At 36.1% G+C, this 25,675-nt stretch carries 24 protein-coding genes; 9 read left to right on the forward strand and 15 right to left on the reverse strand.

Translation table 11 applies throughout. The features are described from left to right. Positions 1-55 precede the first annotated feature (55 nt). A complete protein-coding gene (locus EL165_RS19570) occupies positions 56-403 on the forward strand; it encodes a winged helix-turn-helix transcriptional regulator (RefSeq protein ID WP_041462075.1) in 348 nt (115 codons plus the stop codon). Here the strand turns inward: EL165_RS19570 and EL165_RS19575 are convergent. The 6 genes from EL165_RS19575 to EL165_RS19600 all read right to left on the reverse strand — a co-directional run bounded on the left by EL165_RS19575 (position 400) and on the right by EL165_RS19600 (position 3,859). Then, positions 400-972 (reverse strand): RsmD family RNA methyltransferase, encoded by a 573-nt coding sequence (locus EL165_RS19575; RefSeq protein WP_002983596.1) that lies wholly within the window; start codon positions 970-972, stop codon positions 400-402. The genes EL165_RS19570 and EL165_RS19575 overlap by 4 nt on opposite strands. A gap of 78 nt (positions 973-1,050) precedes the next feature. Further along, positions 1,051-1,767 (reverse strand): DUF3822 family protein, encoded by a 717-nt coding sequence (locus EL165_RS19580; protein WP_002983594.1) that lies wholly within the window; start codon positions 1,765-1,767, stop codon positions 1,051-1,053. Positions 1,768-1,785: 18 nt separating this feature from the next. Continuing rightward, complete coding sequence (locus EL165_RS19585; protein ID WP_002983593.1) at positions 1,786-2,280, reverse strand: Smr/MutS family protein; 495 nt, start codon at positions 2,278-2,280, stop codon at positions 1,786-1,788. A gap of 112 nt (positions 2,281-2,392) precedes the next feature. Then, entirely contained in the window at positions 2,393-2,890 is a 498-nt protein-coding gene (locus EL165_RS19590; RefSeq protein WP_002983590.1) for a metallophosphoesterase family protein, read from the reverse strand. Next, positions 2,890-3,339 carry a hypothetical protein gene (locus tag EL165_RS19595; protein ID WP_041462074.1) on the reverse strand — a complete coding sequence of 150 codons (450 nt, stop codon included), beginning with the start codon at positions 3,337-3,339 and terminating at the stop codon, positions 2,890-2,892. Before EL165_RS19595 ends, EL165_RS19590 begins: the two co-directional genes overlap by 1 nt. A gap of 55 nt (positions 3,340-3,394) precedes the next feature. Further along, a complete protein-coding gene (locus EL165_RS19600; RefSeq protein WP_041462073.1) occupies positions 3,395-3,859 on the reverse strand; it encodes a hypothetical protein in 465 nt (154 codons plus the stop codon). 88 nt (positions 3,860-3,947) lie between these two features. Between EL165_RS19600 and EL165_RS19605 the strand changes: the two genes are divergently transcribed. Further along, positions 3,948-5,492 (forward strand): serine hydrolase, encoded by a 1,545-nt coding sequence (locus EL165_RS19605; protein WP_002983585.1) that lies wholly within the window; start codon positions 3,948-3,950, stop codon positions 5,490-5,492. Positions 5,493-5,612: 120 nt separating this feature from the next. Next, positions 5,613-6,821: a retropepsin-like aspartic protease gene (locus EL165_RS19610; protein WP_164720341.1), complete on the forward strand. Its 1,209-nt coding sequence runs from the start codon at positions 5,613-5,615 to the stop codon at positions 6,819-6,821. 10 nt (positions 6,822-6,831) lie between these two features. Here EL165_RS19610 and EL165_RS19615 read toward each other — a convergent pair whose 3' ends face one another. Both EL165_RS19615 and EL165_RS19620 read right to left on the reverse strand, forming a co-directional pair. Next, complete coding sequence (locus EL165_RS19615) at positions 6,832-7,725, reverse strand: archaemetzincin (RefSeq protein WP_002983583.1); 894 nt, start codon at positions 7,723-7,725, stop codon at positions 6,832-6,834. Then, on the reverse strand, positions 7,706-8,182 hold the full coding sequence (locus EL165_RS19620; RefSeq protein ID WP_002983581.1) for a SixA phosphatase family protein: 477 nt from the start codon (positions 8,180-8,182) through the stop codon (positions 7,706-7,708). Before EL165_RS19620 ends, EL165_RS19615 begins: the two co-directional genes overlap by 20 nt. Positions 8,183-8,297: 115 nt before the next feature. Between EL165_RS19620 and ruvX the strand changes: the two genes are divergently transcribed. The 5 genes from ruvX to EL165_RS19645 all read left to right on the forward strand — a co-directional run bounded on the left by ruvX (position 8,298) and on the right by EL165_RS19645 (position 11,853). Beyond that, positions 8,298-8,714, forward strand: coding sequence for a Holliday junction resolvase RuvX (gene ruvX, locus EL165_RS19625; RefSeq protein WP_002983579.1), 417 nt, complete (start codon positions 8,298-8,300; stop codon positions 8,712-8,714). Further along, positions 8,711-9,283 carry a peptide deformylase gene (gene def, locus EL165_RS19630; RefSeq protein WP_002983577.1) on the forward strand — a complete coding sequence of 191 codons (573 nt, stop codon included), beginning with the start codon at positions 8,711-8,713 and terminating at the stop codon, positions 9,281-9,283. Before ruvX ends, def begins: the two co-directional genes overlap by 4 nt. Before the next feature lie 75 nt (positions 9,284-9,358). Beyond that, on the forward strand, positions 9,359-9,919 hold the full coding sequence (locus tag EL165_RS19635; protein WP_041462097.1) for a DUF5606 family protein: 561 nt from the start codon (positions 9,359-9,361) through the stop codon (positions 9,917-9,919). 237 nt (positions 9,920-10,156) lie between these two features. Beyond that, positions 10,157-10,924, forward strand: coding sequence for a nucleoside triphosphate pyrophosphohydrolase (mazG, locus tag EL165_RS19640; RefSeq protein ID WP_002983573.1), 768 nt, complete (start codon positions 10,157-10,159; stop codon positions 10,922-10,924). Positions 10,925-10,980: 56 nt separating this feature from the next. Continuing rightward, complete coding sequence (locus EL165_RS19645; protein WP_002983571.1) at positions 10,981-11,853, forward strand: SdiA-regulated/phytase-like domain-containing protein; 873 nt, start codon at positions 10,981-10,983, stop codon at positions 11,851-11,853. An 80-nt stretch (positions 11,854-11,933) separates the two neighbouring features. Here the strand turns inward: EL165_RS19645 and EL165_RS19650 are convergent, their stop codons facing one another. Both EL165_RS19650 and EL165_RS19655 read right to left on the reverse strand, forming a co-directional pair. Continuing rightward, positions 11,934-12,656 carry a hypothetical protein gene (locus EL165_RS19650; RefSeq protein ID WP_126358678.1) on the reverse strand — a complete coding sequence of 241 codons (723 nt, stop codon included), beginning with the start codon at positions 12,654-12,656 and terminating at the stop codon, positions 11,934-11,936. A 313-nt stretch (positions 12,657-12,969) separates the two neighbouring features. Beyond that, positions 12,970-16,686: a metallophosphoesterase gene (locus EL165_RS19655; protein WP_002983567.1), complete on the reverse strand. Its 3,717-nt coding sequence runs from the start codon at positions 16,684-16,686 to the stop codon at positions 12,970-12,972. Between the two features lie 26 nt (positions 16,687-16,712). Between EL165_RS19655 and EL165_RS19660 the strand changes: the two genes are divergently transcribed. Beyond that, positions 16,713-17,888 (forward strand): Pycsar system effector family protein, encoded by a 1,176-nt coding sequence (locus EL165_RS19660; RefSeq protein ID WP_002983566.1) that lies wholly within the window; start codon positions 16,713-16,715, stop codon positions 17,886-17,888. Positions 17,889-17,955: 67 nt separating this feature from the next. Here the strand turns inward: EL165_RS19660 and EL165_RS19665 are convergent, their stop codons facing one another. The 5 genes from EL165_RS19665 to nuoK form a co-directional block, all read right to left on the reverse strand. Further along, positions 17,956-20,268, reverse strand: a complete 2,313-nt coding sequence (locus EL165_RS19665; RefSeq protein WP_002983564.1) for a GAF domain-containing protein — start codon at positions 20,266-20,268, stop codon at positions 17,956-17,958. Between the two features lie 266 nt (positions 20,269-20,534). Continuing rightward, positions 20,535-21,914: an NADH-quinone oxidoreductase subunit N gene (locus tag EL165_RS19670; protein ID WP_002983563.1), complete on the reverse strand. Its 1,380-nt coding sequence runs from the start codon at positions 21,912-21,914 to the stop codon at positions 20,535-20,537. Positions 21,915-21,930: 16 nt separating this feature from the next. Continuing rightward, positions 21,931-23,424 carry a complex I subunit 4 family protein gene (locus tag EL165_RS19675; protein WP_002983561.1) on the reverse strand — a complete coding sequence of 498 codons (1,494 nt, stop codon included), beginning with the start codon at positions 23,422-23,424 and terminating at the stop codon, positions 21,931-21,933. A gap of 2 nt (positions 23,425-23,426) precedes the next feature. After that, positions 23,427-25,340 carry an NADH-quinone oxidoreductase subunit L gene (nuoL, locus tag EL165_RS19680; protein WP_002983559.1) on the reverse strand — a complete coding sequence of 638 codons (1,914 nt, stop codon included), beginning with the start codon at positions 25,338-25,340 and terminating at the stop codon, positions 23,427-23,429. Between the two features lie 2 nt (positions 25,341-25,342). Beyond that, positions 25,343-25,672 carry an NADH-quinone oxidoreductase subunit NuoK gene (nuoK, locus tag EL165_RS19685; RefSeq protein ID WP_002983557.1) on the reverse strand — a complete coding sequence of 110 codons (330 nt, stop codon included), beginning with the start codon at positions 25,670-25,672 and terminating at the stop codon, positions 25,343-25,345. Positions 25,673-25,675: the final 3 nt, after the last annotated feature.

The following is a 25,675-nucleotide window of genomic DNA, read 5'->3' on the forward strand; positions in this document are numbered from 1 at the left end:
AAATTAATTTAAGTTTCCTAACTTTGCAATAACGGTAAAAAATGATAGTATAAAAATGTATACCATAGATAATAAATCCTACCCGTGCTGTACCAGTGTTACGATGAAATTTATAGGAGGCAAATGGAAAGCAGTAATTTTACACCATTTGATTGATGGCGCTAAGCGATATAATGAATTAAGAAAGTCAATTCCTACCATTACAGAAAGAACCCTCAGCCTACAGCTAAAGCAACTGGAAGAAGATGGAATTGTTGACCGAAAAGTTTTTACAGAGAAACCTCCTTTAGTGGTGGAATATGAATTAACAGACTTCGGAAGAACCTTATTGCCTGTTCTGGAAGCCATTACAAAATGGGGTGAAGAAGCTCCGGTTATCTCAAAAAAAATAATCAGGAATTAGAGTTCCTGATTATCTTCTTTATTCGGTTCAAAAAAACTGAAACTTACGTTTCCGTATTTTCGGGTGTCTATTAAATTAGGGTGATCGAATTTCATACGGCTTTGGTGCTCTACAATCAGAACTCCATTTTCTTTCAGGTATTTATTGTTTAAGACCAGAGAGATAAGCTCGTGATATTTTTTCTCTTCCATTTCGAAAGGCGCATCAGAGAAAACAATCTCAAATGACTTTTTATTTCTGAATTTTTTAAGCCAGTCAAAAACATCTCCTCTCTGTACATTGATCTGGAGTGCCATATCAAGCTCGGAAGCAGTAGCGTTGATGAATGCCGTATGCTTTGGATTCATTTCCACAGAAGTTATATTCTGACCTCCTCTGGAAGCAAATTCCAGGGTAATAGAGCCAATTCCGGCAAAAAGATCAAGCACGGAGATCGACTGCATATCGTATTTGTTTTCCAGAATGCTGAATAAAGCCTCTTTCGCAAAATCGGTGGTAGGTCTTACTTCAAAGTTCTTGGGAGCGGCAATTTTTTTGGCTTTCCATTTGCCTGATATTATTCTGAACATATTTTTGTTAGAGGTTAGGTGGTAGATTATAGGTGGCAGGTGAATGTGTTTTAATTTCTATTACCTTTTGCCTGCAACCTAATTAAGTATAAAATTCTTGTTGGGAATGTTGTCAAAAACAATTTTCAGGTTTTTAACAAACTTCTGAAGTTCAGAAATAAATGTTTCATTTTCCGTAGTTTCTCCATAAGCATAAAAGCTGGTTTCATTAATTCCGAAACCGATTTTGCTTAATGTAAACATAATGAAGTAAAGAAAATCTACTTCTGAATTGACATCCAGATTATTATAAAGAATAATTTTCTTATTGTCAATCGCAAAAAATTCACACTGATTATGATAGAGGTTGATGTGAATTTCTTTACTGGTTTTATTATTGATTGAGCTTAAAAACTTTTCACCTGAGAAATTAAAATGGGCAGGCACGGCAAGTTCCTTTATTTTTTTATAATAGCTTTTCGGGAAAGTATAATAAAACTGAATATTGAATTTTTTGTTGATGGAGAGCATCAGTTCCTCCTTCTCTCTGTCAGCCGGAGCATTGAAGGCAATCAGATCAAATCCTGCATCATGCTCGGAAAAACCTTCCGGCATCAGGGTAAAGTGATTAAATGCTGAAATCACATGGATTTCTTCATAGCGCTGCTTGATAAGAACTTCGTCCAGCTTCTGTTCAATAAGATTGGCTGGTGTCTCTTCAGTAACGAAATAAGACTTTTCCTCCAGGATGTTTTTGTTTTTAACAATCTGGCAGATTAATCCGTCTTTGGTAAAAAGTAAATTAAGTACGTTCATATTTCAATTCCTGCAAATTTAGTGAAATTCTACCATTACCGCACCTGATTGATGGTGAAGTATTTCCTTATTATAAAAATCAATATTGACCTGGCTTTCCAGTACATCCCGAACCATCCGCTGTAAAGTACCATCACCAATACCATGAACAATTTCCAGCCTCTTCAGGTTATTTTTCCTGCAAAACTCCAGTACTTCAATCAGTTTTTCCTTTTGAATAAACAGTCTTTCAAAGCTGTCATAGTCATTGGGATTCTTTACCAAATTATGAAAATGCAGGTCCAGAACCAAATGATTTTTCTGATGTTTCTTAGAAATAATTTTTTTGGGTTCTGCTTTCCTTAAAATTCTTATATTTTCATACAGATCAGCATCTTTCGGAACCAGCTTTTCTTTGGGATACTGATGGGTAAAGCCATATTCATCTTTAAAAACGACAATATTTCCCTTCACGGAAGTTACTATTCCGCTTAAATCTTCGTCTACTACCGAAACCTTATCGCCGATTTTCATATTTTCAAGTCTCCTCTGAGTCAATTATTGTACAAAGGTAGAAAGTAAAAGATATAGAAAACAAACTCCTTTACTCTCAAACTCTCAAACACTCCAACTTTTACGTGCTTTATCACACCCTCGGCCCCAATTCAATAACTTCCAGATCCCTGATCTCTTCACCATCTACTACAAAGCGCATCATTGTTCTTACTTTATGCCAGCCCTGTTTTCCACACGCACCGGGATTGAGGTGAAGAAGCTTGTTTTTCTCATCGTACATTGCTTTCAGAATATGAGAATGTCCTGAAATAAATAACTTCGGGGGCTGTTCTGCAATTTCTTTCTTCGCAAGAGGTGAGTATTTCCCGGGATATCCTCCGATATGAATCATCAGAACTTCCAGTTTTTCACAAAAGAAACGGTTAACCTCGGGAAACTCTGCCTGAATTTTGGAATTATCAATATTTCCGTAAACTCCCTTCAGAGGTTTTATTTTTTCAAGCTGTTCAATCACATCCAGACTTCCGAAATCTCCACAATGCCAGATTTCATCGGCCTGAGAAGCATATTCCAGGATCCTGTGATCAATATAGGAGTGAGAGTCGGAGAGGAGAAGGATTTTGGTCATTATCTAAAGGTTCTTTCAGTAATATTTTCGTGATATTTATCTTTGAATATGGCTACACGCTCAGGATTAAGTTCCCCGTCGTGATTGATCACTCTTTCTTTCAGTAACCATTTTACCAGTTTTTCCATTCCTTTTTTCGAATTCATAAAATTGGATATTTTGGTCATATCCGTCGATTCTACTTTTGTTTTTTCAGTAAGAAAATTCAGGATAAAATAATCATCATTTACATACCTTGGCGTTTCATTATCCATATACCGGTAAAGAAGAACTTCTTCATCATCTTTCATAGAGAAAAAGGAATACTGGGCTACATTGATCTTTTCTGCTTTCAGAATCTGTTTCCCATCCAGTAAAACTTTATCATCTTTAATGGATACGTCCTGGGAAAAATATAAATTACAGCTTATCATCAGTAAGAAGAAAGCCAATAATCTGTTTAGTGTCATTTTACTATTTTTAAGATTGCAAATATAAAGAAGCTTCATAAACTGAGTCGGGCTCTTAATCTGTAATATTTTTTGTTTTTCGGATAGAATCCATTTTCTTTTCTATATCCGCACTGAAAACCTTTTTTAGTTTCAGCTGATTCTCCGTAAGTTTTGTAATAACAAAAGTGCCTGTCATATTGGTATTGGAAGGAAATACAATGGTCACTGTAGAATCTGAAGCTTTTTTCCAGCTTCCGATGTAGCGGTCTGCCTTTTCGTTTTTAGTCACAGGTTCTTCCAGAGCATCATATTTTAAGGTAGATTTGATCAGATTTCCTGTGATCTTTCCGTTTTTCTGAAATCTGATTCCTTCTCTTCTGGCCTCAAAACCATCCTGTTTTTCATAAGTATAAATATAGGTGTCCATTTTATTCAAATTCCAGGTTTGTAACAGCAATGGATTGGCTGTTTTGTCCTGAGCTTTAATTGTGGTGGCAGCAAAAAGGGAGAAAATACAGATACAAATAGGCTTTTTCATGAATACAACTGATTTATTGTAAAGTTTTAACGCGGCTAAAATTAGCATCGCTTATTATTTAGTAAATTTGGGAAAATTAAAATAAACAATGAAACAGAAACTTTCTTTTTTCATTTTTCTTTTAACTGTAGGATTGGTCAATGCGCAGGTAGAAGAAAAAAAGCTGGACGAACTGATCCAGAATACCCTGAAAACTTTTGATGTACCGGGAATGTCGGTGGGAATTGTAAAAGACGGTAAAGTGATCTATTCCAAAGGGTTTGGTGTGCGTTCTCTTACCAGCAAACAGCCAATGGATGATAATACGTTGGTAGGAATTGCTTCCAACTCAAAAGGTTTTACGTGTACGGCATTAGCAATCCTGGCAGATGAAGGAAAGTTGAACTGGGACGATAAAGTTTCAAAATATATTCCTGAGTTTCAAATGTATGATCCCTACGTTTCTCAAAATGTAACGATCAAAGATCTTATTACCCACAGAGCAGGATTAGGACTTGGCCAGGGAGATCTTATGTTCTTTCCGGAAGGAGGAAATTTAACGGTTAACGATATCGTTCACAATGTGAGATATCTGAAACCCGAAAATCCTTTCAGAACGAAACTGGATTATAATAACATCATGTTCATTGTGGCTGGAGAAGTGATTCACAGGATCTCCGGATTAAGCTGGGCTGAATTTATTGAGCAAAGAATTATGAAACCTGTAGGAATGACCTCAAGTTTTGGAAGCTACAACAGAGCAAAATCTGTAGCGAATAAAATTGATGCGCACGCACCTGTAGAAGGAAAAGCAATAGCTGTTCCTCATGACTGGAACGAAACCGCCAATGCTGCAGGAGGAATTATGAGTAACATTAAAGACATGACTACATGGGCTGAATGCCTTCTAAATAATTTCACTACTAAAGATGGAAAAAAACTGGTTTCAGATAAGAATGCTCAACAATTGTGGAGTTTACAGATTCCGGACAGAGTAGCGGCAAAAAATCCTTATGATACCAGTTTCTACGGATATGGTTTAGGGTGGTTCTTAAGTGACGTTAAAGGGCACAAGCAGGTACAGCATACGGGAGGATTAATCGGAACGGTTACCCAGTTTACTTTAATTCCGGATATGAAACTGGGAATTGTAGTATTGACGAACCAGCAATCTGGAGCAGCTTTCAATACCATTACGAATACGGTAAAAGATTCTTATCTTGGCGTAGCAGACAGAAACTGGCTGAAAACCTATGGAGAAAGAATGTCTAAAATGGAGGCTGAATTCAATAAACAAAAGAAAGATGCTTATGCTAAATCTGAAGCATTTAAAAAAGAAAAAGGACTGCAGCCCAAAGCAGAACAGTTTACAGGAACATACAATGATGTATGGTTTGGTGATGTAGAAATTGCACAACAGGGAGATACCTACAGAATTTCGTGCAAGAATTCTCCAAGATTAAAAGGAGAGCTGCTTCCTTACTCCAATAATTCATTCATTATAAAGTGGGATGACAGAAGCTATGATGCTGATGCTTATATTATTTTCAGTTATGATGAAAACGGAAAGGCAGAGTCTGCAAGATTGAAGGCAATTTCAGATGTAACAGACTTTAGTTTTGATTTTGATGATCTGGATCTGAAGAGAAAATAAACTTTTTTAAGGAAGAATAAATAAATCCATATTATTTTATAACTTTAAATGTAAAATAATATGGATTTATTGTTTTGTAAATGAATGTGTTGTGTTGGTTGTGAATTAACTATTATAGCTATGGAAAACAAATTTTTTACAATCACTTTTATACTTCTTTTCTTTTCAACAGGATGCTTGGAAGTGATATCTGCACAAAAGCGGATTCCTGTTATAAGGGCAACAAGTGATAAGAGTATTATTTATGATGGAACCCATGTTAAAGTAAATTGGAAACTGGATCCCAGAATAAAACCTGATATCTATTATACCAATTTGCCCTATAAAAAAAGCAAGATAGTACTGATTACAGATCAGGGAAAACAAAGTTTTAATACTCAGTATGGGAAAAGCTATGATTTAATAGTGCTGCTTAATGAGAAAGACAGTTGCTTCGTTCGTATTATGGCTAAAGAAGATCCTTCCTTTATCTCTCTTAAACAAAATGAAAATAAACCTTCTCCTCTGGAAATCCCCTTTACAATAACAGGGTCCAGAATTTATTTTAAAGGACTTCTGAATGAAAAAGAAGAAGTAAATATACAATTTGATCTGGGAGCTGGAACATCATGTGTTAATAAACTTTCTTCAGAGAAACTTCAACTTTCTTTTACAGATAAAACAACAATAAGTAATACACAAGGGGTAAATGAAGCTCGTAAAAGTTCTGGAAACAAATTACAAATTGGAGATGCGGTTTGGAGAGATGTTCCTCTTACTGAAGTGGGAAATATGAAACAGGATGAAGACTTGATTGTAGGGAATGGCTTTTTCAGGGATAAAATTATTGAGATCGATTACGATAGGAAAATGATGGTCATTCATAATCAATTACCTGCTAAAGCTAAAGAGTTTAAGAAGCAGGAAGTATTCTATGAACAAAACCGTCCAAAATTCAAAGTTGATTTTACTCAGGACAATAAAAAATATTCTTTTTGGTTTCTTTTTGATACAGGAAGAGAAGGAACGATGCTTATTGGGGATGATTTTACAAGCCAAGGGGAAAACTGGAAAAATCTGAAAGAACTGCAAATGGTGAATGAAAGAAAACTAATTCGGCTCAATGCTTTTATGGCAGGAAGAGAATTTAAAGATATTGTAACAAATGCTGCAGATCCTTTAAAACCGACAGGCCGACCAACTTTATTCGGAAATCAGATTCTCAGTCAGTTTAATGTAATTTTGGATAATAAAGAGGGAATACTTTATTTAAAACCCAATAACAGAATTAATGAACCTTATATGAACTATAATCGGTATCTGAAAGAGATATCTAATAAAAAGGAGTAGAGAATAACTTTCAGGGTAGTAGGTTGATATCCTTTTCAGCAAGAGAGAGCTCTGAATTAAGATGATGCTTTTCAAAGAACCCTTTTAATTCAAGCAATCTCTTTTTGTTGTTATAAGGAATGCTGGAGTTGAGTTTTCTCTGGCAGAGTGAGCAGGCTCTTGCATAATGAAAATCAGTTTCGGAAAGAGTATTGGTTCCGTTCATTACACAATTGGCATTGAGACAGTGAGTGATTCCAAACATATGTCCGATTTCATGAGAACTGATCTTCATAAGCCTTAACAGACTTTCATTAAAATTAGAATCTGTTAAATGTCCATTTGCAAATCTGTATATTGAAGTAACTCCAACGCCGTTTTCATAGGATGCTAATCCAAAAACATAGTTCCATTCAGGTATCGGGTAAAGGTCTCTTTCTGTAATTCCCATGAACACTACTGCATCTTTGGGTTTTCTTTTGATTAAAAAACTATCCAATACATAACCCGCCCATATTTGTTCCTGCCCTTCTTTTGAAATTCTTTTAACCTTTTTAGGGAAAATGCTGTTAGGTAAAACAGGAAGTATCTTTGTTTCCAGCTGGAAATATATTTTTAAATATTCTTTTGTAAGGGCTATTTCTTTTTTCTGCAGATCATCAAATGTTCCGATGGGTTGAAGGTAAATCGTATTTTTTCCACGTGTGGGCTTTATCTTTTTTGATTTCTTAAAATCTTCAAATGTCTGAAAATGTTCATCATGATTATACCGCCAGCTTCCGGGTTTTGGGGACGCAGAAAGCTTTATATCATTCAGTGCAATAGATTCAAAATAAGTTCTCTTCTGTTTCTGGCAGGAGAAAAGAAGAACGGATAGGACAGCATAAAAAAACAGAAAAGTAAAGTTATATTTTCCCGGGCTCATAAAAGAACAGAAGTTTCTTTTTGGCTCCGTCAAATTCTGACCACGATTGGCAGTCTACTTCAAAACCGGCAACTCCGCAGGTGGGAAAATGGAAAATATCCTCAGAAATGGAATTGGCAAAATTGGAAATTCCGTTATTGTGAGAGAAGAGCGCAACGGAATTCAGATTGTCATCCAGGTCATAAATTACAGATTCAAAGCTTCTTTCCGATGGGTTATATAGTTTTTCATCAGTAGAACAATCTAGCTGATAGGTCTGATTAAAAATCTTACAGGTATTCAGTGCGCGTACCGCAGGGCTGGACACAAAATAGTCAATGGAAATATTATTGCTTTTCAGAAATCTGGACATGTGCATAGCATCCTCCAGACCCTTGTCTGCCAAAGGTCTGTCAAAGTCCTCCGTTTCCTCCGGCCAGTCGCTTTTCGCATGTCTTACGAGGATGAGTTTCTTCATATAATTGTTTTTTGGAAGATTAAAATTATAAAAAAAATAATGGAATAAAACATGATTTACATAAAAAAACTGCGTTATGAATAAAATCAGTAAATTTTACTAAATTTGCAGACTTATGGGACAAATCCTTGCAATAGACTACGGAAAGGCTCGTTGTGGCATCGCTGCAACAGATGACATGCAGATTATAGCCAGCGGACTGGAGACTGTAGAGAACCGTTCTTTGATGGAATTTTTGAAAAAATATTTCAGTGAAAACAAGGTTGATGAGGTAGTCATTGGGCTTCCCATAGATTTGAAAGGAAATATTTCAGAAGTGGAAACCGATATTTTAAAATTCATTGAAGAATTTAAAAAAGAATTTTCGGATATTGCAGTTCACCGCTTTGATGAAAGATTTACCTCAAAAATGGCTTCATTTTTTATTTCCCAAAGTGGAAAGAATAAGAAGAAGAGGCAGGAAAAAGGATTAATAGATAAAGTAAGCGCAACTATCATATTGCAGAATTTTTTAGAACAAAGATTAAGATGATTTTACCGATAAGAGCTTTTGGGGATCCTGTTTTGAGAAAAGTAGGAAAAGATATAGACAAAGATTATCCCGGATTACAGGAACTGATAGATAATATGTTCGAAACCATGTACAGTGCAAATGGCATAGGTCTTGCTGCGCCACAGATTGGTTTGGATATCCGTCTGTTTGTAATAGATGTGACACCTCTTGCAGAAGATGAGGATTATGAAGATATTAAGGATGAGCTGGCAGAGTTTAAAAAAGTTTTCATCAATGCTCAGATTCTTGAAGAATCAGGTGAAGAATGGAAGTTCAATGAGGGCTGTCTTTCTATTCCGGATGTAAGAGAAGATGTGAAAAGAAAAGGCACAATCGTTATTGAATATTATGACGAAAATTTTGTGAAACATACAGAAACTTTTTCCGATATTAGAGCCCGCGTAATTCAGCATGAATATGACCATATTGAAGGGATTCTGTTTACTGACCACCTGAGTGCTCTGAAGAAGAAACTGGTGAAAGGTAAGCTGACAAAAATCTCTCAGGGTGATGTAAGCATCGGTTACAAAATGAGATTTCCAAAATAATTTAAACAAGGATTAAAAAGAATAATAAAAAGCAAAAAGCTAGTGCTGATTGCAGAATTTACAAAAAATAAAATTATGCTGTTAGAAAAAATAATTTCAATTTCTGGAAAACCAGGACTTTTCAAATTAGTTTCTCAATTAAGAAACGGATTCATTATTGAAGATGTTACCTCAAAGAAAAAAGTAAGCATTGGAAACTCAAGCCAGGTAAGTTTACTGGACAATATTGCCATGTTTACATTCGAGAAAGAAGTTCCTTTGTTTGAAGTATTTGAAAATATTGCTAAGAACAATGATTATAAGGAAACAATTTCTCACAAATCTTCTGAGGCAGAACTGAAAGATTTCATGCTGGCGTCTCTTCCTAACTATGATACAGAAAGAGTATATTCTTCTGACATCAAGAAATTAGCTCAGTGGTACAACATCCTTCAAAAAGCTGGATATATTACTCCTGAAAGCTTTGTAAAAGCAGAACCTGAAACTTTAGAAGGTGAGCCTGCAACAGAAGAAGTAAGCATTGAAAAAGAAGCTAAGAAAGCGGCTCCAAAAACTGAAAAGCCAGCTGCTCCAAAAGTAAAAGCGACTTCAGCTGCAAAATCAGCTCCGAAGAGCACACACAGAAAACAAGGATAATTCATTCTGAATTAAAAATATAAAACCTTGTCTGGAATTTCCGGACAAGGTTTTTTCGTTTTTTCAGACAAAAGATAATTGCATGCTAATATTTTCAAACCTAACAGGTTTTCGAAACCTGTTAGGTTTACCGCCTAATTTATCCTAAATTCTGCACTCCGTAACTTTTACTTCCAACGTTTGTAATGATGCCCGAATAACCCTTACATTTGTATAAGATTGAATTTCCCATTATTTATGAATACGAAACAGGAGAAACTAGAAGCATTCGGAAGATTACTGGATATTATGGACGATTTGCGTGAAAAATGTCCGTGGGATCAGAAGCAGACGTTAGAATCCCTTCGTCATCTTACCCTTGAAGAGACCTATGAACTTTCAGATGCTATTTTGCAGAACGATTTACAGGAGATAAAGAAAGAACTGGGCGATGTCCTGCTTCATCTTGTTTTCTATGCTAAAATCGGTTCTGAAAAAGAAAGTTTTGATATTGCAGATGTTATCAATTCTTTGAATGAAAAATTGATCTTCCGCCATCCCCATATCTACGGAGATACTGAAGTAAAAGATGAAGAAGAAGTGAAGCAGAACTGGGAAAAATTAAAACTGAAAGAAGGGAATAAGTCTATTTTAGGAGGTGTTCCGAAAAGTCTGCCAAGTCTGGTAAAGGCTTACAGAATCCAGGATAAGGTAAAAGGAATCGGTTTTGAGTTTCATGATGCAGAAGATGCCTGGAAAAAGGTAGATGAGGAGATTCAGGAGTTTCATGCTGAGACAGATCTGGATAAAAAAGAACAGGAACTTGGTGATGTTTTTTTCTCTTTGATTAATTATGCCAGGATTTCAGGAATCAATCCGGATTCGGCTTTAGAAAGAACCAATCTTAAGTTTATTTCAAGGTTTCAAAAGATGGAAGGACTTGCAGAGGAACAGGATCTGAAACTTGCAGATCTGTCTCTGGAAGAAATGGATGTTCTTTGGGAAAAAGCGAAAAAACTTTCATAATTCCCGATTGGAACAATTAATGCTTCTTACATTCAATTACAAAAAATAAAAATAATATGTTACGTTTTCTTATGTTACCTGCATTGCTTTTAATGAGCTGTAATCCAAAAGCTCAGAATTCCTCTGCTAAAGAAGATAAACTAAAAATACAGTTCTCCTTACCTAAAAAGTTGAAGGAGGTTTCCGGAATTACTTTGTCAAAAGATAAGAAAACGATCTGGGTAATTGAAGACAGAGGAAATAAAAATGCAATATACGGCTTGAGTGATCAGGGAGATATGCAGGCAAAAATTCCGGTAGAAAATGCAGAAAATACAGACTGGGAAGATATCATTTCTGACCCTGAAGGAAATATTTATATTGGAGACTTTGGAAATAATGATAATAACAGACAGGATCTGGCAATCTTAAAAACAGATTTAAAAGACAGTCGACAAACTGTTACCAAAGTTGTTCAGACAACAAAATTTCATTATCAGGGACAGACGGAATTTCCTCCGAAAAAATCATATCTGCTTTATGACTGTGAAGCTTTTGTTGAGATGAATGGAAATTTCTACCTGTTTACTAAAAACAGAAGCAAAGGCTTCGACGGAACTTTCCTTGTATTCCAGGTGCCTAATAAAGCTGGCGATTTTGAAGCAAAGCTGGTAGGAACATTGAAACTTCAGGGAGGTTATAATGATGCAGCCATTACATCTGCCACTATCAACAGTACTAAAGATAAAATTGTATTGATGACCCATAAAAATGTTCATGTTCTTACAGGATTTACAGCTGATGATTTTAATTCAGCCAAGATTCAGAAAATTCCATTGAATCATAATTCCCAGAAAGAAGCTGTTGTTTTCCTAGATGATAAAACATTAATGATTGCAGATGAGAAAGTGAAAGATGAAGGGGGAAATGTGTATACTTTTTCTTTATAAAAAATAAATAAAACCCCGAAGAGAAAATCTGCGGGGCTTTTAAATATATGAAAGTATTAAAGTGATTGACGTTTTATAGACTAGGGAGTAAGGTAAGAAATATGAATATTACCACTTGATAATCTGAAATCCTGAGTATACCGGCAGCGTATTCTGAAGGTCTCGCCTGCATTAAAAAAGTTAATGGATGAAAGATTATGATTCAATCCTGTCGTACGCTCACCATGACCGGTAGATATGCCTGCAAGTGTTGTAAGTGCCGGAGAAACCTTTTGTATATAAGAATTGGCTGTACCTGCCGTCTGTCCGGATGGATTTAAATTAAGATCATAGGTTGCATAAGGCACAATATTATAGAACCCGGGCTTTACTACTGTGAAAAGTCCAGTGGTTGAATTATATGTTAAATAAGCTGTATCAATTTTATTACTTACATTAAAAACATACGTCTGTGAATAACTTTCGTGAGTACTTACCGGAGTAGAATGTGTTCCCGTATAGCTACCACTTGCCGGACTGATATCAGTCTTGTTTCCAACAAATACTACCTTCAGAAAGTTTTCAGATTCAATGGTCTTCCAAACCGGTGCATTACCTGCTCCGTTTGACATTAAGACCTCACCTTTGTTTCCGGAATTTCCTTTTGTTCTGTCATCTCCTCCTACATTAAGATCTTTAACAACCTGAAGGGAACCGTTGACATGCAGTGTATTTTGAGGTGTTGATGTTTTAATCCCTATCTGTGCATTTAAGTTTACGAATATGATAAATAATACCATATACAATAGCTTCTTTTTCATCATTTGCTGATTTTTTTGTTGCGGCAAATATAAAATGTTTTTAAAATGTCAAATTTTTAAATAATTGATAATCATATTAAACTATGTGTGTTTTTGACTTATATAGCTGAAAATATGGCTTTTATTTAAAAGCCATATTTATTTTATCATTAAAAAATGTGAGTTGAAAATTTGAAATATTAAATTTTATTTAAATTGGATTTTTTTAATATTTATTTTAAATTATACTTTAAAATCTTATTAAACAGTACTTTATATTAATTTAAATTTTAATCCAAAAGTAAGTTTGGAATAATTTCTTTACAGACGAATCTGTTTAAAACTTCATTCCTATCCCTGCAGATAGTCTTCCGCCATCTGAACCATAGAAATAATTTAACCTTGCAGACATCATTTCTACAATACTCAGCCATACCCCGGCACCGGCTGACTGATGCCATTTTCTGGAATTTTCATTATCATTCCAAACCCGTCCGACATCATATCCGATAAGAATCCCCATGTTTGCCGGAGCAATATTATTTCTTATTCTTCCAAAGTCCCATCGGATCTCAGAATTATTTGTAAAATAGGACCTTCCTGAGAATCTTTCATTTCTGAAAGCTCTCATTCCGTTGTTGCCGCCGATAGCAGCAGCCTGGTAGAACTCAAAGTTATTATTATTTATCCACATAACATTGCTGGCGTTGGCAAATACAAATTTTCCTTTTTTATCAATTCTGTGATCAATGGCAAGTCTTCCTTTTAGAGTCACAAAGTTTTTATTAAAATCAGAAAGGGTTGCTTTCCAGTCTGCATTAAGCATAAATTCCAGCCCAAGAGTAGGGAAGGCTGCGTTATCAGCATTTTTATAGCCAAATGTATAATTGGCTCCCACAAACTGCTGGCTATTAAATACACCAGGTCTTACATCCGGAGACTGATTGATGAAGCGGTCAGCTTTTCTCTGTACTTTATTATCTTCAAAAGTCAATTGAAACTGATGGCTGAGATTCATCCAGCTTTTCTGTGAGATGGAAGGAGAAAAGTTGAATTTGGAAATTCTGGCTCTGTTGTATTCCCTTTCGGTATTTTCTTTATCATAATCACTTTCATTGGAAAGTCCGAAGAAGTTCTGAGAAAATCTTGGAGTCGTATAAAATGCATCAAGATTGATATCCCAACCTGAGATGGCTTTTTTAAATACACCTTTATACGTAAGGCTGAATCCTGCTGTGGCGGTGTAAAAATTAGCTTTTAAGCTATGTCTTTGAGTAAAAGGATCGCGGATAAAATTGTTTACCGTATAATTAGCCAGAACGCCTACAATAACACCGTCATCTGGGTTGTAATCCAGATTTGGATATCCTGCTACAGAATTATATTTAGGATGTTTATAATTATAGCTGTTAATGTCATAATCATCCGTAATATTCTTGGTTGCATTACTGGCATTATAGGTGTTTTTCTGAGATTTAAAATCATAAATCTTCACTTTTCTTCCATCACCCACAGTATAGGTGTCATGATTATATCCGCCGATCAGCCTGATATTCATCTTTGGATTTCCTGTTCCCGTTACTTCATAGATGTCATCATCCTCCAGTCCATAGATCCACAATTCTTTTGTTTTCGAATCATGATAAGTCTTTTCAAAAACCAGCTCATTCTTATCTTTATTCTTACCCAGCTTATATTGCTGCACAAGTACAGAATGTCCGTTTTTCGTAATGACAAACTTATCAGGATTTACAGTTCCTGCCAGAGGTACTTTTTTCTGCAGTACATCATAATACTGAGCTGCATAGGTCTGAAGCTTTGTTTTTCTTATTTTCAGCTTTCTCTGAATTTCCGCAATGGTATCGTCCTGTACTTCTTTCGGAAGATTATGGAATGCGTCATCAATATCTGCATCGGTAAGATGCTCCTGTATGTATTTTGCCTGAGCTTCCCATTCACCCTGATCTGCTCCTTTCAAGAAAACAAGATCCATTGGGTAAGGTTCCATGGCAAGCCATTTCACACTGCTGATATCTTCTGTAAAGGTTTTCATATGGCGGATGGCAGGAACATTCATAATAAGTTTAAATGCGGCACCGTCATATTTACTGAAGGCCTGGTCCCTGTCTTTCGGAATAGGCTTATAGATTACTTTATCGCCTTCTTCATATTCTGCCCATTTCCATTGGTCTGAATGTCTGTCCCAGTCACCGATAAGCATATCAAATAATCTTGCTCTGATATAAGATTCTCTATCTACAGAATATTTATTGCTTTTGCTGAGGTTTTTTAATACATCATCTGTAGAGACAATATCTTTTGCATTGTCCAGATAAGCCAGTGTTTTCGGATCGGAAGAAAAACGTTCTTCGATCATGTACATCTCATCCCCGTAGTTTTCATTATACCTTCCCAAAGCTTGCTGCTTAGGAATGTAATACAGTTTTGGATTACTGTGGAAAATGCCAAGCTTTTCCGACATGTTTCCAATCGTAAAAGGGGTAAACGGATGATTGGTTGTGTAAAAATCCAGCAGGAATTTTTCAGGAAATGTATCGGCAAGCTCTTCTCCTAATGTACTTTTCTGGAAAGCCATGTTGTTAAGGAAACGGATCGCACTTTTTTTCACACCGCGCATAACAAACTCCTGTCCGTCTGCAGACTTCAGACGTAAACTGTTTGATTGGTTTCCTCCTCCTTCTCTGAAAGGAATATATCCTCCGTTCAGTTCTGAAAGATTAGCGGTTGGAGCTTCAATCGGGATTCCATAATATTTTCTGTAATGATCTCCCCAGAGCCATCTGTAAAATTTTCTTTTTTCTGTAAGCTGTACGGGATAAATAGTGGAAGAGAAAGTTGCCGGAAATGAATTGGGAAAGTTATTCACAAATACATCCGGTTTTGAAATCACGGAAACATGTGTCAGTTTTTGAAGCCGGGCATCCCGGGTTGAAAAATACTCAACATCTGTGCTTTCGTCTTTTCTGAAATTTAAAACAGCAAAACCACTGCCTCCGTAGGAGAAGTCTGTTTTTTCTACAATAGTGGATGGATCTGTTTTAGAGCCAGCACCACTGATGATCTGCCTCAGGTTTCCATCTTCATGATATTGAAGGTTATGATCATGACCTGATACGAAAATAATATTTTCCTTATCCTGTACAATACTTTTCAGCCGGTTGGCGAGATCTGCATAATGTTGATTGTTAATATCTTCCGGACTTGCTCCTGATGAGCTCCTTAAAATATTGATCACACTTGCAACCACAGGAACAGGGACTTTACTATTTAAAGGAAACAGGTGAGATTTAGCAGAGGTAAAACCTGCATGAGTTCCGCTGCTTATGATAGGATGATGTAAGGCAACAATTATTTTTTTACCTTGATTTTTAATAATAAGGTCCTTAAACTCTGTAAAAAAATCTTCGCGGGTTTTGATATTACAGTTTTTGTTGATTCCAGGATAATTATCCCAGTTGGCGATCACCCATTCTGTATCGATGGCAATTAGCTTAATGTCTTTAGAAACGTTGATGTCATCAATAGGACAGCCGTTTTTCGGTAGAAAAGCTTTTTTATCATCGAGATATTTTTTTACCAGCCCTTCCTGAGCATTTAAACCCTCCAGCCCGTTATACCAGTCGTGATTTCCAGGAATGACTAATGTTTTTCCCTTAAAGTTTTTTGTAATGGCTAACTGGTTTTCCAGCTTCTGTTTTGCTAATGCATAATCTTTGTCTGTTTCTTTGGGCATTCCGTTAGGATAGATATTGTCTCCCAGAAAGATCAGCATGGAATTGCTATCTGCTGAATCCAGTTTGCTTTTCAGTAAATTCAGAGTTTTTTGTGCCTGAGGTTCATCTGCATTTCCTGCATCTCCAATCAGAAAAAGTTTAAAATCGTTTTCTGATTTTATTTCGGAATCTTTTACTTCAAATAAGTTTTTGCCCTTTTGTACGTTATATGTAGCACAGGAATACAGGACTCCTGCGGACATTACTGTTCTCAGAACAATAGAAGTATTTTTAAGATGAGTTTTAAAGGATAAATTCATAAATTTACATTAACAAAATTTCAGGAATGAACATTCTAGACAAAGCTAAAAATTATGTTGAAATCTTATTCAAAGATAAGTTATCTTCGGTATATTTTTATCATAATTTTATCCATACTGCCTATACGGTAAATAAGGCTGAAGAAATTATGAAGAACACCCCTGTTTCTGAAGAAGATCAGGAGAAAGTTCTCGTTGCGCTATGGTTTCATGATACAGGGTATATAGAGTGTGCTCTGAATCATGAGGAGCGAAGTGTGGAAGTAATGAAGGCTTTTTTGCAGCAGGAAAATTATCCTGAAAGTTATATTGCTGATGTTGAAAAGCTGATTCTGGCTACGAAAATACACTATGAACCTCAGAACTTACTGGAAAAAATTGTAAAAGATGCAGATTTTAGTCATTTTGCAGGACATGATTATACTGATATTTCAGATGCTTTGAGAAAGGAATGGGAGCTGACCAATGTAAGATGTTTTTCCAATGAAGAATGGAATGCGGGAAATCTTGATATGCTGAAAAACAAGCATACTTTTTATACTGATTATGCCAAAGAAAACTGGGAGCCTTTGAAAAAGAAAAACATCAAAAAGATAGAAAAGAAACTGGAAAAAGAGGAGGAAAAAAAGGAAAGTAAAAAGGATAACTCAGAAGGTAAAAAAGACAAAGAAAAATCAGACAGAAGTGTAGATACCTTATTCAGGGTAACACTTAATAACCATACAAGATTGAGCGATATTGCAGACAGTAAAGCCAATATTCTTTTATCTGTAAATGCCATTATTATTTCAGTGTGTCTTTCCGTGTTGGTTCCGAAGCTGGATGCTCCTAAAAATTCACACCTGATTCTTCCGAGTTTTATTTTACTGTTGTCAAGTGTACTGACCATTATCTTTGCAATTCTGTCCACAAAACCGAATGTGACAAAAACTACATTTACTTCTCAGGATATTGTCAACAGAAAAGTGAATCTTCTTTTCTTCGGAAACTTTCAGCAAATGTTATTCGATGACTATCACAACGCCATGAAAGACCTGATCAAAGACAGGGATTACATCTACGATTCTATGGTGAAAGATTTATATTATCTTGGAAAAGTTCTTAACAGAAAGTATAAACTTTTATCTATTACCTATAAAATTTTTATGGCAGGAATTATTATTTCTGTTTTATCCTTTGGAGTGGCTTTTCTAAGTCTTTAATAGCATTCAAGATCAATTTTCTTGAAAATCAAATATAAATACATCCGGAATTCTTGTTCCGGATTTTTTATTCCTGTGGAAGAGTAAAAGAAACCCTCAGTGCCAGCAATCCTGTAATTCCCTGAAGATCTTCAACCCTCAAAAATTCTACATCATGTTGTAAAACCCCCTTTTTCTGAAGTTTTGAAATGTAGTCGAGATATTCCTTCTGGTTTTCCATTCCGAAATAGACAATGGTGATTTTTCCGGGCGCTGTAATACGTTCCGAAGAATCTTTAATATGGGCTTTATCCAGACGCTTCTTGATAATCTCATAATAAGAATTGTACGCTCCGTCTACATCAAAGCGCTTTTCATCCATTCTGAAGCGGATATCTATTTTTTCATTGTAAACAAAGATGAGAGAGGCAATATCCAGCTGTATAGGAAGATCCTTTTTGAAAGACTGGAAATCAAGTTCCATTTTACAGATGGTTTTCAGCTGCCAATATCTCAGCTTATGAACAACTTTAGAAGTATAGTGAAGATCAGGCGCAATGGTAGGGCCAATGTACAGATTATGCTCTACACCGTCTGATTTGAACCTTTCATAATAATGCGGGAAAATTTCCTGAGCTTTTACCTGGCTTTCGTCCAGCATATCTGCCAGCTTACGGTTAACCAGCGTAATAGAGTCATCCAGTTTTTTTCTATAGCTGTAAAACAGCTCAGTTGATGAAAAGATCTGGGAAAAATAATCTTTGATCTTTGACTTTATGGCTCTGGAGGTTTTAATTTCCAGCTTCCCCTGTAAAAAAGGATGAATTTCTTCCCTCAGCAATCTCTGAAAACGTTGTTCCGTATCAGCTTTTATTTCATTGTTGAGTTCATTTTCAAAAACATCCAGTGCCAGCAGAAACTTTTCTGAATCTGAATTAGTAAGCGTTAAAATTTCGTTCAGTGATTCAATCTGCTGGTTAAGGTCCTGCAGCATCAGATTAAAACGTTTTTCTGATGAAGAGCGGATATCTGAAACCCCAAACAATGGAGTCAGATTTTTAAATGAAATCTGTTTTAAAGTATATATCTTCTTTCCCAGTGATGCCGTAAAATATTTTTCAGCTTCATTTCTGAACTTCCACACTACACTGTCATGGATGGTGGTATATTCACGCTGTATAATGGCTTCTATCTGATAGTTTTTCTCAAAATAGAATCTGTTCAGGGAGAAAAGAACCATATCGGTGAAAAATTCAAGTTTTTTAAGTTTTAAGCCATTAAAGCTGCCGGCAATAGGAGACGTAAATTCCATGATGGCCAGAAGCTCACCGTCTTTCATGATAGGTATTACCATGAAACTGTTGACATTATTATCCTTTAAAATACTGAAAGAAGGCAGTTTTTTAACACTTTCATCAAGATTGTTGACATTGGAAACAACAACAGGTTTTGAATTATGATTAAGGTTATTAAAAGTGCTCTTACGGATTTCTTCATCAAAGGCATTGATCCAGAAATCGAGAATATGATTAGTGAGAAGGCTCTCGTAAATCGGAAGTTTATCCAGCTTCTGTTCCTTCTTGTTGAAGGTCATCAATCCAAAGCTTAGTTCCGGAACATCAAAATAGGATTTAAAGATTTCGGTAAGATTTTCATTAGGATTCAAATCTTCGGGATCAATTTCGATCATGCTTGATTTCAAATCAGAAAGAGCCACTTCAGAAGTGCAGTCTACCAGTGAAATAATCGTAAATCCTTTTAAGATCCAGGATTGAGAAGGAAAGTATTTTTTCCACAGTTTAAAATCGTCCAGATTTTCCAGAAGCATGTCCAGAATATCATCGGATGGAATCTTAGCGTCTTCTGTAGGGATAATTTCAGTAAAATCTGAATTAACAGTAATCTTGTAATGCTTCATGATTCCCTGTTTGTTGGGAATATCATAATAAAACGGGATTGTACTTTTAATATCCTTTTTGAAATAGCTCTGAAGAATCAGGCAGCAGCAGAACACATAAAATTCATTATCTGAAATATTTCTCAGCTCTATTTCGAAGTCTTTCCCTGCATCTTTCAGAATGTCTTTAAACCTTTCGGTATAATTGAAGGTAATATTGGAAAGAGGAATGCTGGCTGCTTTTATCTCATTTTTGGTAAGTCCGGTCGGGAAAAGATCGGCAAGAAGAAGCCTGATGAGGTCTTCATATTTTTCGAGGAGCGCTGTGTCCTGAAAACCTTCCCTGAACTCTTTAAAGTTTTTTGTACTCTCAATCAAAGACTCTGCATAGTTCACCCTGTATTCCAGTCTGTCATTATACCGGATATGCTCCAGAACATCCAAATATTTTTTGAATGATATATAAACCTGAAAAGGGGAGTCTTTTTTATAGAGATTAGCCAAGAGCTGAATTTTAAAAGTAAAGTTATGAAAAAAGCTGAATATTACTAGGATAGCTATGTTATTTTATTGTGCATAATTTAACGGTACTTCCTGAAATTTTACAACATATTTTGTATTTTTTTGTTGTTTTTTAAAAAGATATATAACTAAATTATTGATTAATATATTTTATAGCTTTTGGGGACAATAAATATTATTTTTAATCTAAAATAAAAACAAAAAAGCACAACTTAAAGTTGTGCTTTTTGATATTGTGAATTCAGATATTACATTCCGAACATTCTTGCGAAAAGATCCGGGAAAATTCCCAGGATGATAATCAAAGCAATAACCACTACTGCAATGATGTTGTAAGTAAGGGTTACTTTTTCTGATGATTTGAATGTTGACTCTTTAAAAAAGAACATTGCGATGATCAGTCTTAAATAGTAAGCGATAGACAGGGCAGAACCTAATACTGCTACCAATACAAGGAAAGCTGCACCATTCATAGCCTGGGAGAATAAAGCAAATTTCCCCATAAACCCAGCTGTTAAAGGAACTCCTGCCATTGAAAGCATAGAGATTGTTGCTGCTGTTGCTAATAAAGGTTCAGTTTTCGCCAATCCTTTGAATGCTCCGAAAGAAGTTTCTCTCTTTAATTTCTCTACCCAGATCAGACACATGAAAACACCTACTGTAGATAAAGAATAAGCAAATAAATAGAATGCCAGGTTATAAGTAGAAAGGCTTGTCATTCCGAAGAATACCAATCCGATATATCCTGCGTGAGATACTGAAGAGTAAGCTAACATTCTTTTTGCATTTGTCTGAGCAAGACCCATAACGTTTGCTAAAAGTAAAGTAATGATTAGGAATACTCCTAAAACATTGATCCATTCGTGCGTAACTCCGGTAAAACCAAGCGTCATCAATCTGAACAGGGCAAAGAATCCGGAGATCTTTACCACACTCGCCATGAAAGCTGTGATTAATGATGGTGAACCTGCATATACATCAGGACTCCACATATGGAAAGGGGCTAATGCTACTTTAAATGCCAATGCGCAAAGAATCAATAATACTCCTAAGATGAACATTACATTTCCTGAATTGGCTATTCCAAAATCATGAATCTTGTAAAGATCAAAACTTCCCGCACTTCCATAGATGAATGCAATACCGAACAGTAAAAAACCTGTTGCAAAAGCCCCCATAAGGAAATATTTGATAGAAGCTTCGTTTGATCTGAGATCCGTTTTATTAGCTCCAGCCATTACATATAATGGAATAGAAAGGATTTCAACTCCTAAGAACATCGTCACCAGGTTCTGATATCCGAAAAGGATAATCCCTCCGCATAATGCAAACAGCATTAATGCATATAATTCTGACTGGTGGCTTCTGTGATTGCTGAAAGCAAAACCTCCAAGGAAGAATAATAATAAAGTCGTTACGATTGATATTTTAGTGAATAATGCAGTATTGCCACTGTACTCATACATATGCTTGTAATGATCGAAGAACGAACATTCCGGCATAAAACTTACGTACAATGCGATGATTAATCCCAAAATCCCAATGTATCTTGCGAATTTTCCTTGTTCAAAAACTCCTGAAAATAACGCAATAACTGCCGTTAGGAAAACAATAATTAAAACACTCATTTCTTAAAATATCAAATTAACTTACCATTGATTGGTAGATAAACTTCACCGAACTACTCACCATTTCAATTACCGGTTGTGGGAAAATACCTAGTAAAATCACAAAAACCGCTAAACTTGCCAATACAGAAAATTCTACACCTGATAAATCTTTTGCTGTACTTAGAACTGCTGCATCTCCTTCACCAAACATTGCTTTTCCGTAGAATCTCAATAAATACACCGCACAAAGAATTACTGTGAGACCAGCAATTACTGCTGCTGTTCCGTTAAAATCATAAACTGATTTCAACAAAATAAATTCCCCGATAAATCCATTCGTTAATGGAACTCCCATAGAACCTAATATAATAATCAGGAACAACACTGCAAATTTAGGTGCTACTTTCGCTAAACCACCCATTTGTCTGATGTCTCTTGATTTAAATCTCTTGTATAAAATATCACAACAGTAGAATAATCCCACTACGTTAATACCGTGAGCAAAAGTCTGTACCAAAGCTCCTTCAGCACCTTCTACGTTGAACGTTCCTCTGAGAGTAACTACTGCAGAAGCAAAGATACCCGCTACCATCAATCCTACGTGAGAGAAAGATGAATAGGCAATGATTCTCTTCATATCCGTCTGGATGATGGCAATCAAAGCTCCGTGAACAATACCCACAATAGCAAGGATGATTACAATCTGTCCGGAAATTCCGGCAATCGGAATCGGAGTGATTGGAAGTAAGTAACGCATTACACCATATACTGCCATCTTAAGCATGATTCCTGATAATAACATCGATCCCTGAGTGGGAGAGTAGGTATAGGTATCAGGTTGCCATGTATGGAAAGGGAACACCGGTAATTTCACTGCAAATGCAAAGAAGATGAACCAGAATACCACAGTCTGCTGCGTTTCGTTCAGTTGTGCATTATATAGATCTGTTAAAGCGAATGATGCAGAGTGATTGTACACATAGATCAGTCCGGCTAACATAAATAATGATCCAACAAATGTATATACGAAGAATTTCGTAGTGAATTCGAACCTTTTATTTTCTTGTCCCCACAGTCCGGCAATGAACCAAATTGGAATCAAAGTTACTTCCCAGAAAATGTAGAATAACAATCCGTCTAGAGAAGTGAACACTCCTACAAGCCCGAACTGCATCAGCAGAATCAATCCGTAGAATGTATTTCTGTAGCTTACATTTTCGTTGAAAGATGATAAAATGATGATTGGAGCCAGAATATTGGTCAGTAATAAAAGCAGCATACTCATTCCGTCAACACCGAAATGAAGCGTACTTTTAATAAATTGAGACCAAGGATAAGTGATTTCGTACTGAAGCTTACTGTCTACTGTCGGTCCAAAATTGAAATCCGAAAGCATATAGAAGGTAAGGAGCATCTGTACCAATGCAATTCCAAGCGCCAAATATTTGCTGGAACTATTCTTCCAGGCAAAAACTAATCCCGAACCTACTAGAGGTAATAGTAATAATGTTAATAACAAACAAGACATTATTATTGTAATAAAAAGTTAACAATTAATATAATTCCCACCGCTAAAGACATGATAAGGATATATGTCTCTACATTTCCGTTCTGTACACGCTTCATAGCTTTTCCGCTGTCTTCAGCACCATCACCTACAAAGTTTACGAAACGGTCTAAGATACCCTTATCAAACATTTTTCCTCCGCGTCCTAATCCTTCAACAGTTTTTACAATCAATGCGTTGTAAAGTTCGTCTACATATAATTTCTTAGCAGAAAGTCTCTCCCATCCGGTATAGCTTTCTTCTGCCACAGCCATTTTTTTCTTTTTCACGTAGGTATTTCTTACGATAAACCAAACAGAGAAGAACATAATTACTGTAGCTGCCAATAAGATCATTTCAGTGTTGAAAGGTACTCCTGAAAGAGTAGCTTCCATCTGGCTATAGCTTTGTTCTGTAAGAACTGGCTTTAACCATTCCATCAGTTTGGCATAGTGACCATGACCGATGAAGTGAGGCAGGTTAATAAAACCTCCGATTACAGAAAGAACAGCCAATACGATCAATGGTAATGTCATATTTGAAGGACTTTCGTGTAAGTGGTGTTTTTGTTCTTCAGTACCTCTGAATTCTCCGTGGAATGTAAGATAGTACAGTCTGAACATATACGTTGCAGTGATTGCCGCTAAAACAAATAGGATTACCCAGTAAACAGGGTTTTTAGCGAAAGCTGCTACTAAAATTTCGTCTTTTGAGATCATCCCTGATAATAAAGGGAAACCTGAAATAGCTAATGTTCCGATCAGGAATGTAGCGTGCGTAAGAGGAATATATTTTTTAAGACCTCCCATGAAACGCATATCCTGCTCGTTACTCATAGCGTGGATTACAGAACCTGCGCCTAAGAATAATAAAGCCTTGAAGAATGCATGCGTCATTACGTGGAACATTGCTGTTGTATATGCTCCAAGACCTAAAGCAATGAACATAAATCCAAGTTGTGAAACAGTAGAGTATGCCAATACTTTTTTGATATCGTTCTGACGAAGTGCATAGAATCCCGCCAAAGCTGCCGTTAAGAATCCGATGAATAAAATTACTCCCTGTACGGTAGGCGCCAAAGTAAATAAGAAGTTAGATCTTACTACTAAATAAATACCTGCAGTTACCATCGTTGCCGCGTGAATTAACGCTGATACAGGAGTTGGCCCGGCCATCGCATCCGGTAACCATGTATATAATGGAACCTGAGCTGATTTACCGGTAGCACCGATGAATAAACTCGCTGTGATAAAGATGATCACTGTTCCGTCTAATTCAAATTTTGAAGCGTTTTCTGCTACAGAAAGATAATCTACAGCATTGGTCTGAGAAGCGATCATGAAGATACCGATCAATAACGCAAGGTCACCAATTCTGTTCATGATGAAAGCTTTTCTTGCTGCTTTACCGTATTCCTCGTTGGTATACCAGAACCCGATCAACAGGTAAGAACAAAGACCTACACCTTCCCATCCGATGAACAGAATAAGGTAGTTGCTTCCCATTACCAAAAGTAACATGGAGAAGATGAAAAGATTCAGGTAAGTAAAAAACTTGTAGAATCCTTTATCATGACTCATATATCCGATAGAGTATAAGTGGATCAGTGAACCGATACCCGTGATGATCATAACCATCATTAAAGAAAGCTGATCAATCTGGAATCCAAAATTGATCTGAACTCCGTTTACTCTAAACCATTCAAAAGCTTTTACAATGACAGGCTGACTTTCGGAATTGAAATTCATGAAAAGGCTTACCGCGATACAGAAAGATCCGAAAACTACCGCAGTAGCCAGAGATCCAACCAATATTTTTGGAAGATTTTTTCCGAACAGCCCGTTAATAAGAAACCCTAAAAGTGGTAAAAGTACTATTGCATATACTAGATTCTCCATTCTTATCCTCTTAATTTATTAAATATACTCACATCTACAGAACGGGTGTTTCTATACAGCATAGCAATAATTGCCAGACCTACCGCTACTTCAGCAGCAGCTACCACCATAATGAAGAAAACTAAAAGTTGTCCGTCGCCGTTGCCTTTGTATGCTGAAAAGGCTGCCAATAAAAGGTTTACAGAATTCAGCATAAGCTCTACACAGCCCAGAATCACAATAGCATTTTTTCTAAGCAATACTCCCATTACTCCCAGACAGAACAATACTGATGAAAGAATGATGAAGTAGTCCAAAGGGATGCTTTGTATAAATGTATTTACTTCTCCCATAAT

Origin of the sequence: Chryseobacterium gleum, from assembly GCF_900636535.1 — a bacterium.
GTDB lineage: Bacteria > Bacteroidota > Bacteroidia > Flavobacteriales > Weeksellaceae > Chryseobacterium > Chryseobacterium gleum.

Bases quoted from the DNA above. Each gene is read 5' to 3' on its own strand.
- EL165_RS19595 (WP_041462074.1), bottom strand. From the start codon at position 3,339: ATGACACTAAACAGATTATTGGCTTTCTTCTTACTGATGATAAGCTGT.
- EL165_RS19670 (WP_002983563.1), bottom strand. From the start codon at position 21,914: ATGAGTGTTTTAATTATTGTTTTCCTAACGGCAGTTATTGCGTTATTT.
- EL165_RS19590 (WP_002983590.1), bottom strand. From the start codon at position 2,890: ATGACCAAAATCCTTCTCCTCTCCGACTCTCACTCCTATATTGATCAC.
- nuoL (WP_002983559.1), bottom strand. From the start codon at position 25,340: ATGGAGAATCTAGTATATGCAATAGTACTTTTACCACTTTTAGGGTTT.
- EL165_RS19575 (WP_002983596.1), bottom strand. From the start codon at position 972: ATGTTCAGAATAATATCAGGCAAATGGAAAGCCAAAAAAATTGCCGCT.
- EL165_RS19620 (WP_002983581.1), bottom strand. From the start codon at position 8,182: ATGAAGAAACTCATCCTCGTAAGACATGCGAAAAGCGACTGGCCGGAG.
- EL165_RS19660 (WP_002983566.1), top strand. From the start codon at position 16,713: ATGAACATTCTAGACAAAGCTAAAAATTATGTTGAAATCTTATTCAAA.
- EL165_RS19645 (WP_002983571.1), top strand. From the start codon at position 10,981: ATGTTACGTTTTCTTATGTTACCTGCATTGCTTTTAATGAGCTGTAAT.
- EL165_RS19650 (WP_126358678.1), bottom strand. From the start codon at position 12,656: ATGATGAAAAAGAAGCTATTGTATATGGTATTATTTATCATATTCGTA.
- EL165_RS19585 (WP_002983593.1), bottom strand. From the start codon at position 2,280: ATGAAAATCGGCGATAAGGTTTCGGTAGTAGACGAAGATTTAAGCGGA.
- EL165_RS19635 (WP_041462097.1), top strand. From the start codon at position 9,359: ATGCTGTTAGAAAAAATAATTTCAATTTCTGGAAAACCAGGACTTTTC.
- EL165_RS19605 (WP_002983585.1), top strand. From the start codon at position 3,948: ATGAAACAGAAACTTTCTTTTTTCATTTTTCTTTTAACTGTAGGATTG.
- EL165_RS19615 (WP_002983583.1), bottom strand. From the start codon at position 7,725: ATGAGCCCGGGAAAATATAACTTTACTTTTCTGTTTTTTTATGCTGTC.
- nuoK (WP_002983557.1), bottom strand. From the start codon at position 25,672: ATGGGAGAAGTAAATACATTTATACAAAGCATCCCTTTGGACTACTTC.
- EL165_RS19655 (WP_002983567.1), bottom strand. From the start codon at position 16,686: ATGAATTTATCCTTTAAAACTCATCTTAAAAATACTTCTATTGTTCTG.
- EL165_RS19675 (WP_002983561.1), bottom strand. From the start codon at position 23,424: ATGTCTTGTTTGTTATTAACATTATTACTATTACCTCTAGTAGGTTCG.
- def (WP_002983577.1), top strand. From the start codon at position 8,711: ATGATTTTACCGATAAGAGCTTTTGGGGATCCTGTTTTGAGAAAAGTA.
- mazG (WP_002983573.1), top strand. From the start codon at position 10,157: ATGAATACGAAACAGGAGAAACTAGAAGCATTCGGAAGATTACTGGAT.
- ruvX (WP_002983579.1), top strand. From the start codon at position 8,298: ATGGGACAAATCCTTGCAATAGACTACGGAAAGGCTCGTTGTGGCATC.
- EL165_RS19610 (WP_164720341.1), top strand. From the start codon at position 5,613: ATGGAAAACAAATTTTTTACAATCACTTTTATACTTCTTTTCTTTTCA.
- EL165_RS19580 (WP_002983594.1), bottom strand. From the start codon at position 1,767: ATGAACGTACTTAATTTACTTTTTACCAAAGACGGATTAATCTGCCAG.
- EL165_RS19600 (WP_041462073.1), bottom strand. From the start codon at position 3,859: ATGAAAAAGCCTATTTGTATCTGTATTTTCTCCCTTTTTGCTGCCACC.
- EL165_RS19570 (WP_041462075.1), top strand. From the start codon at position 56: ATGTATACCATAGATAATAAATCCTACCCGTGCTGTACCAGTGTTACG.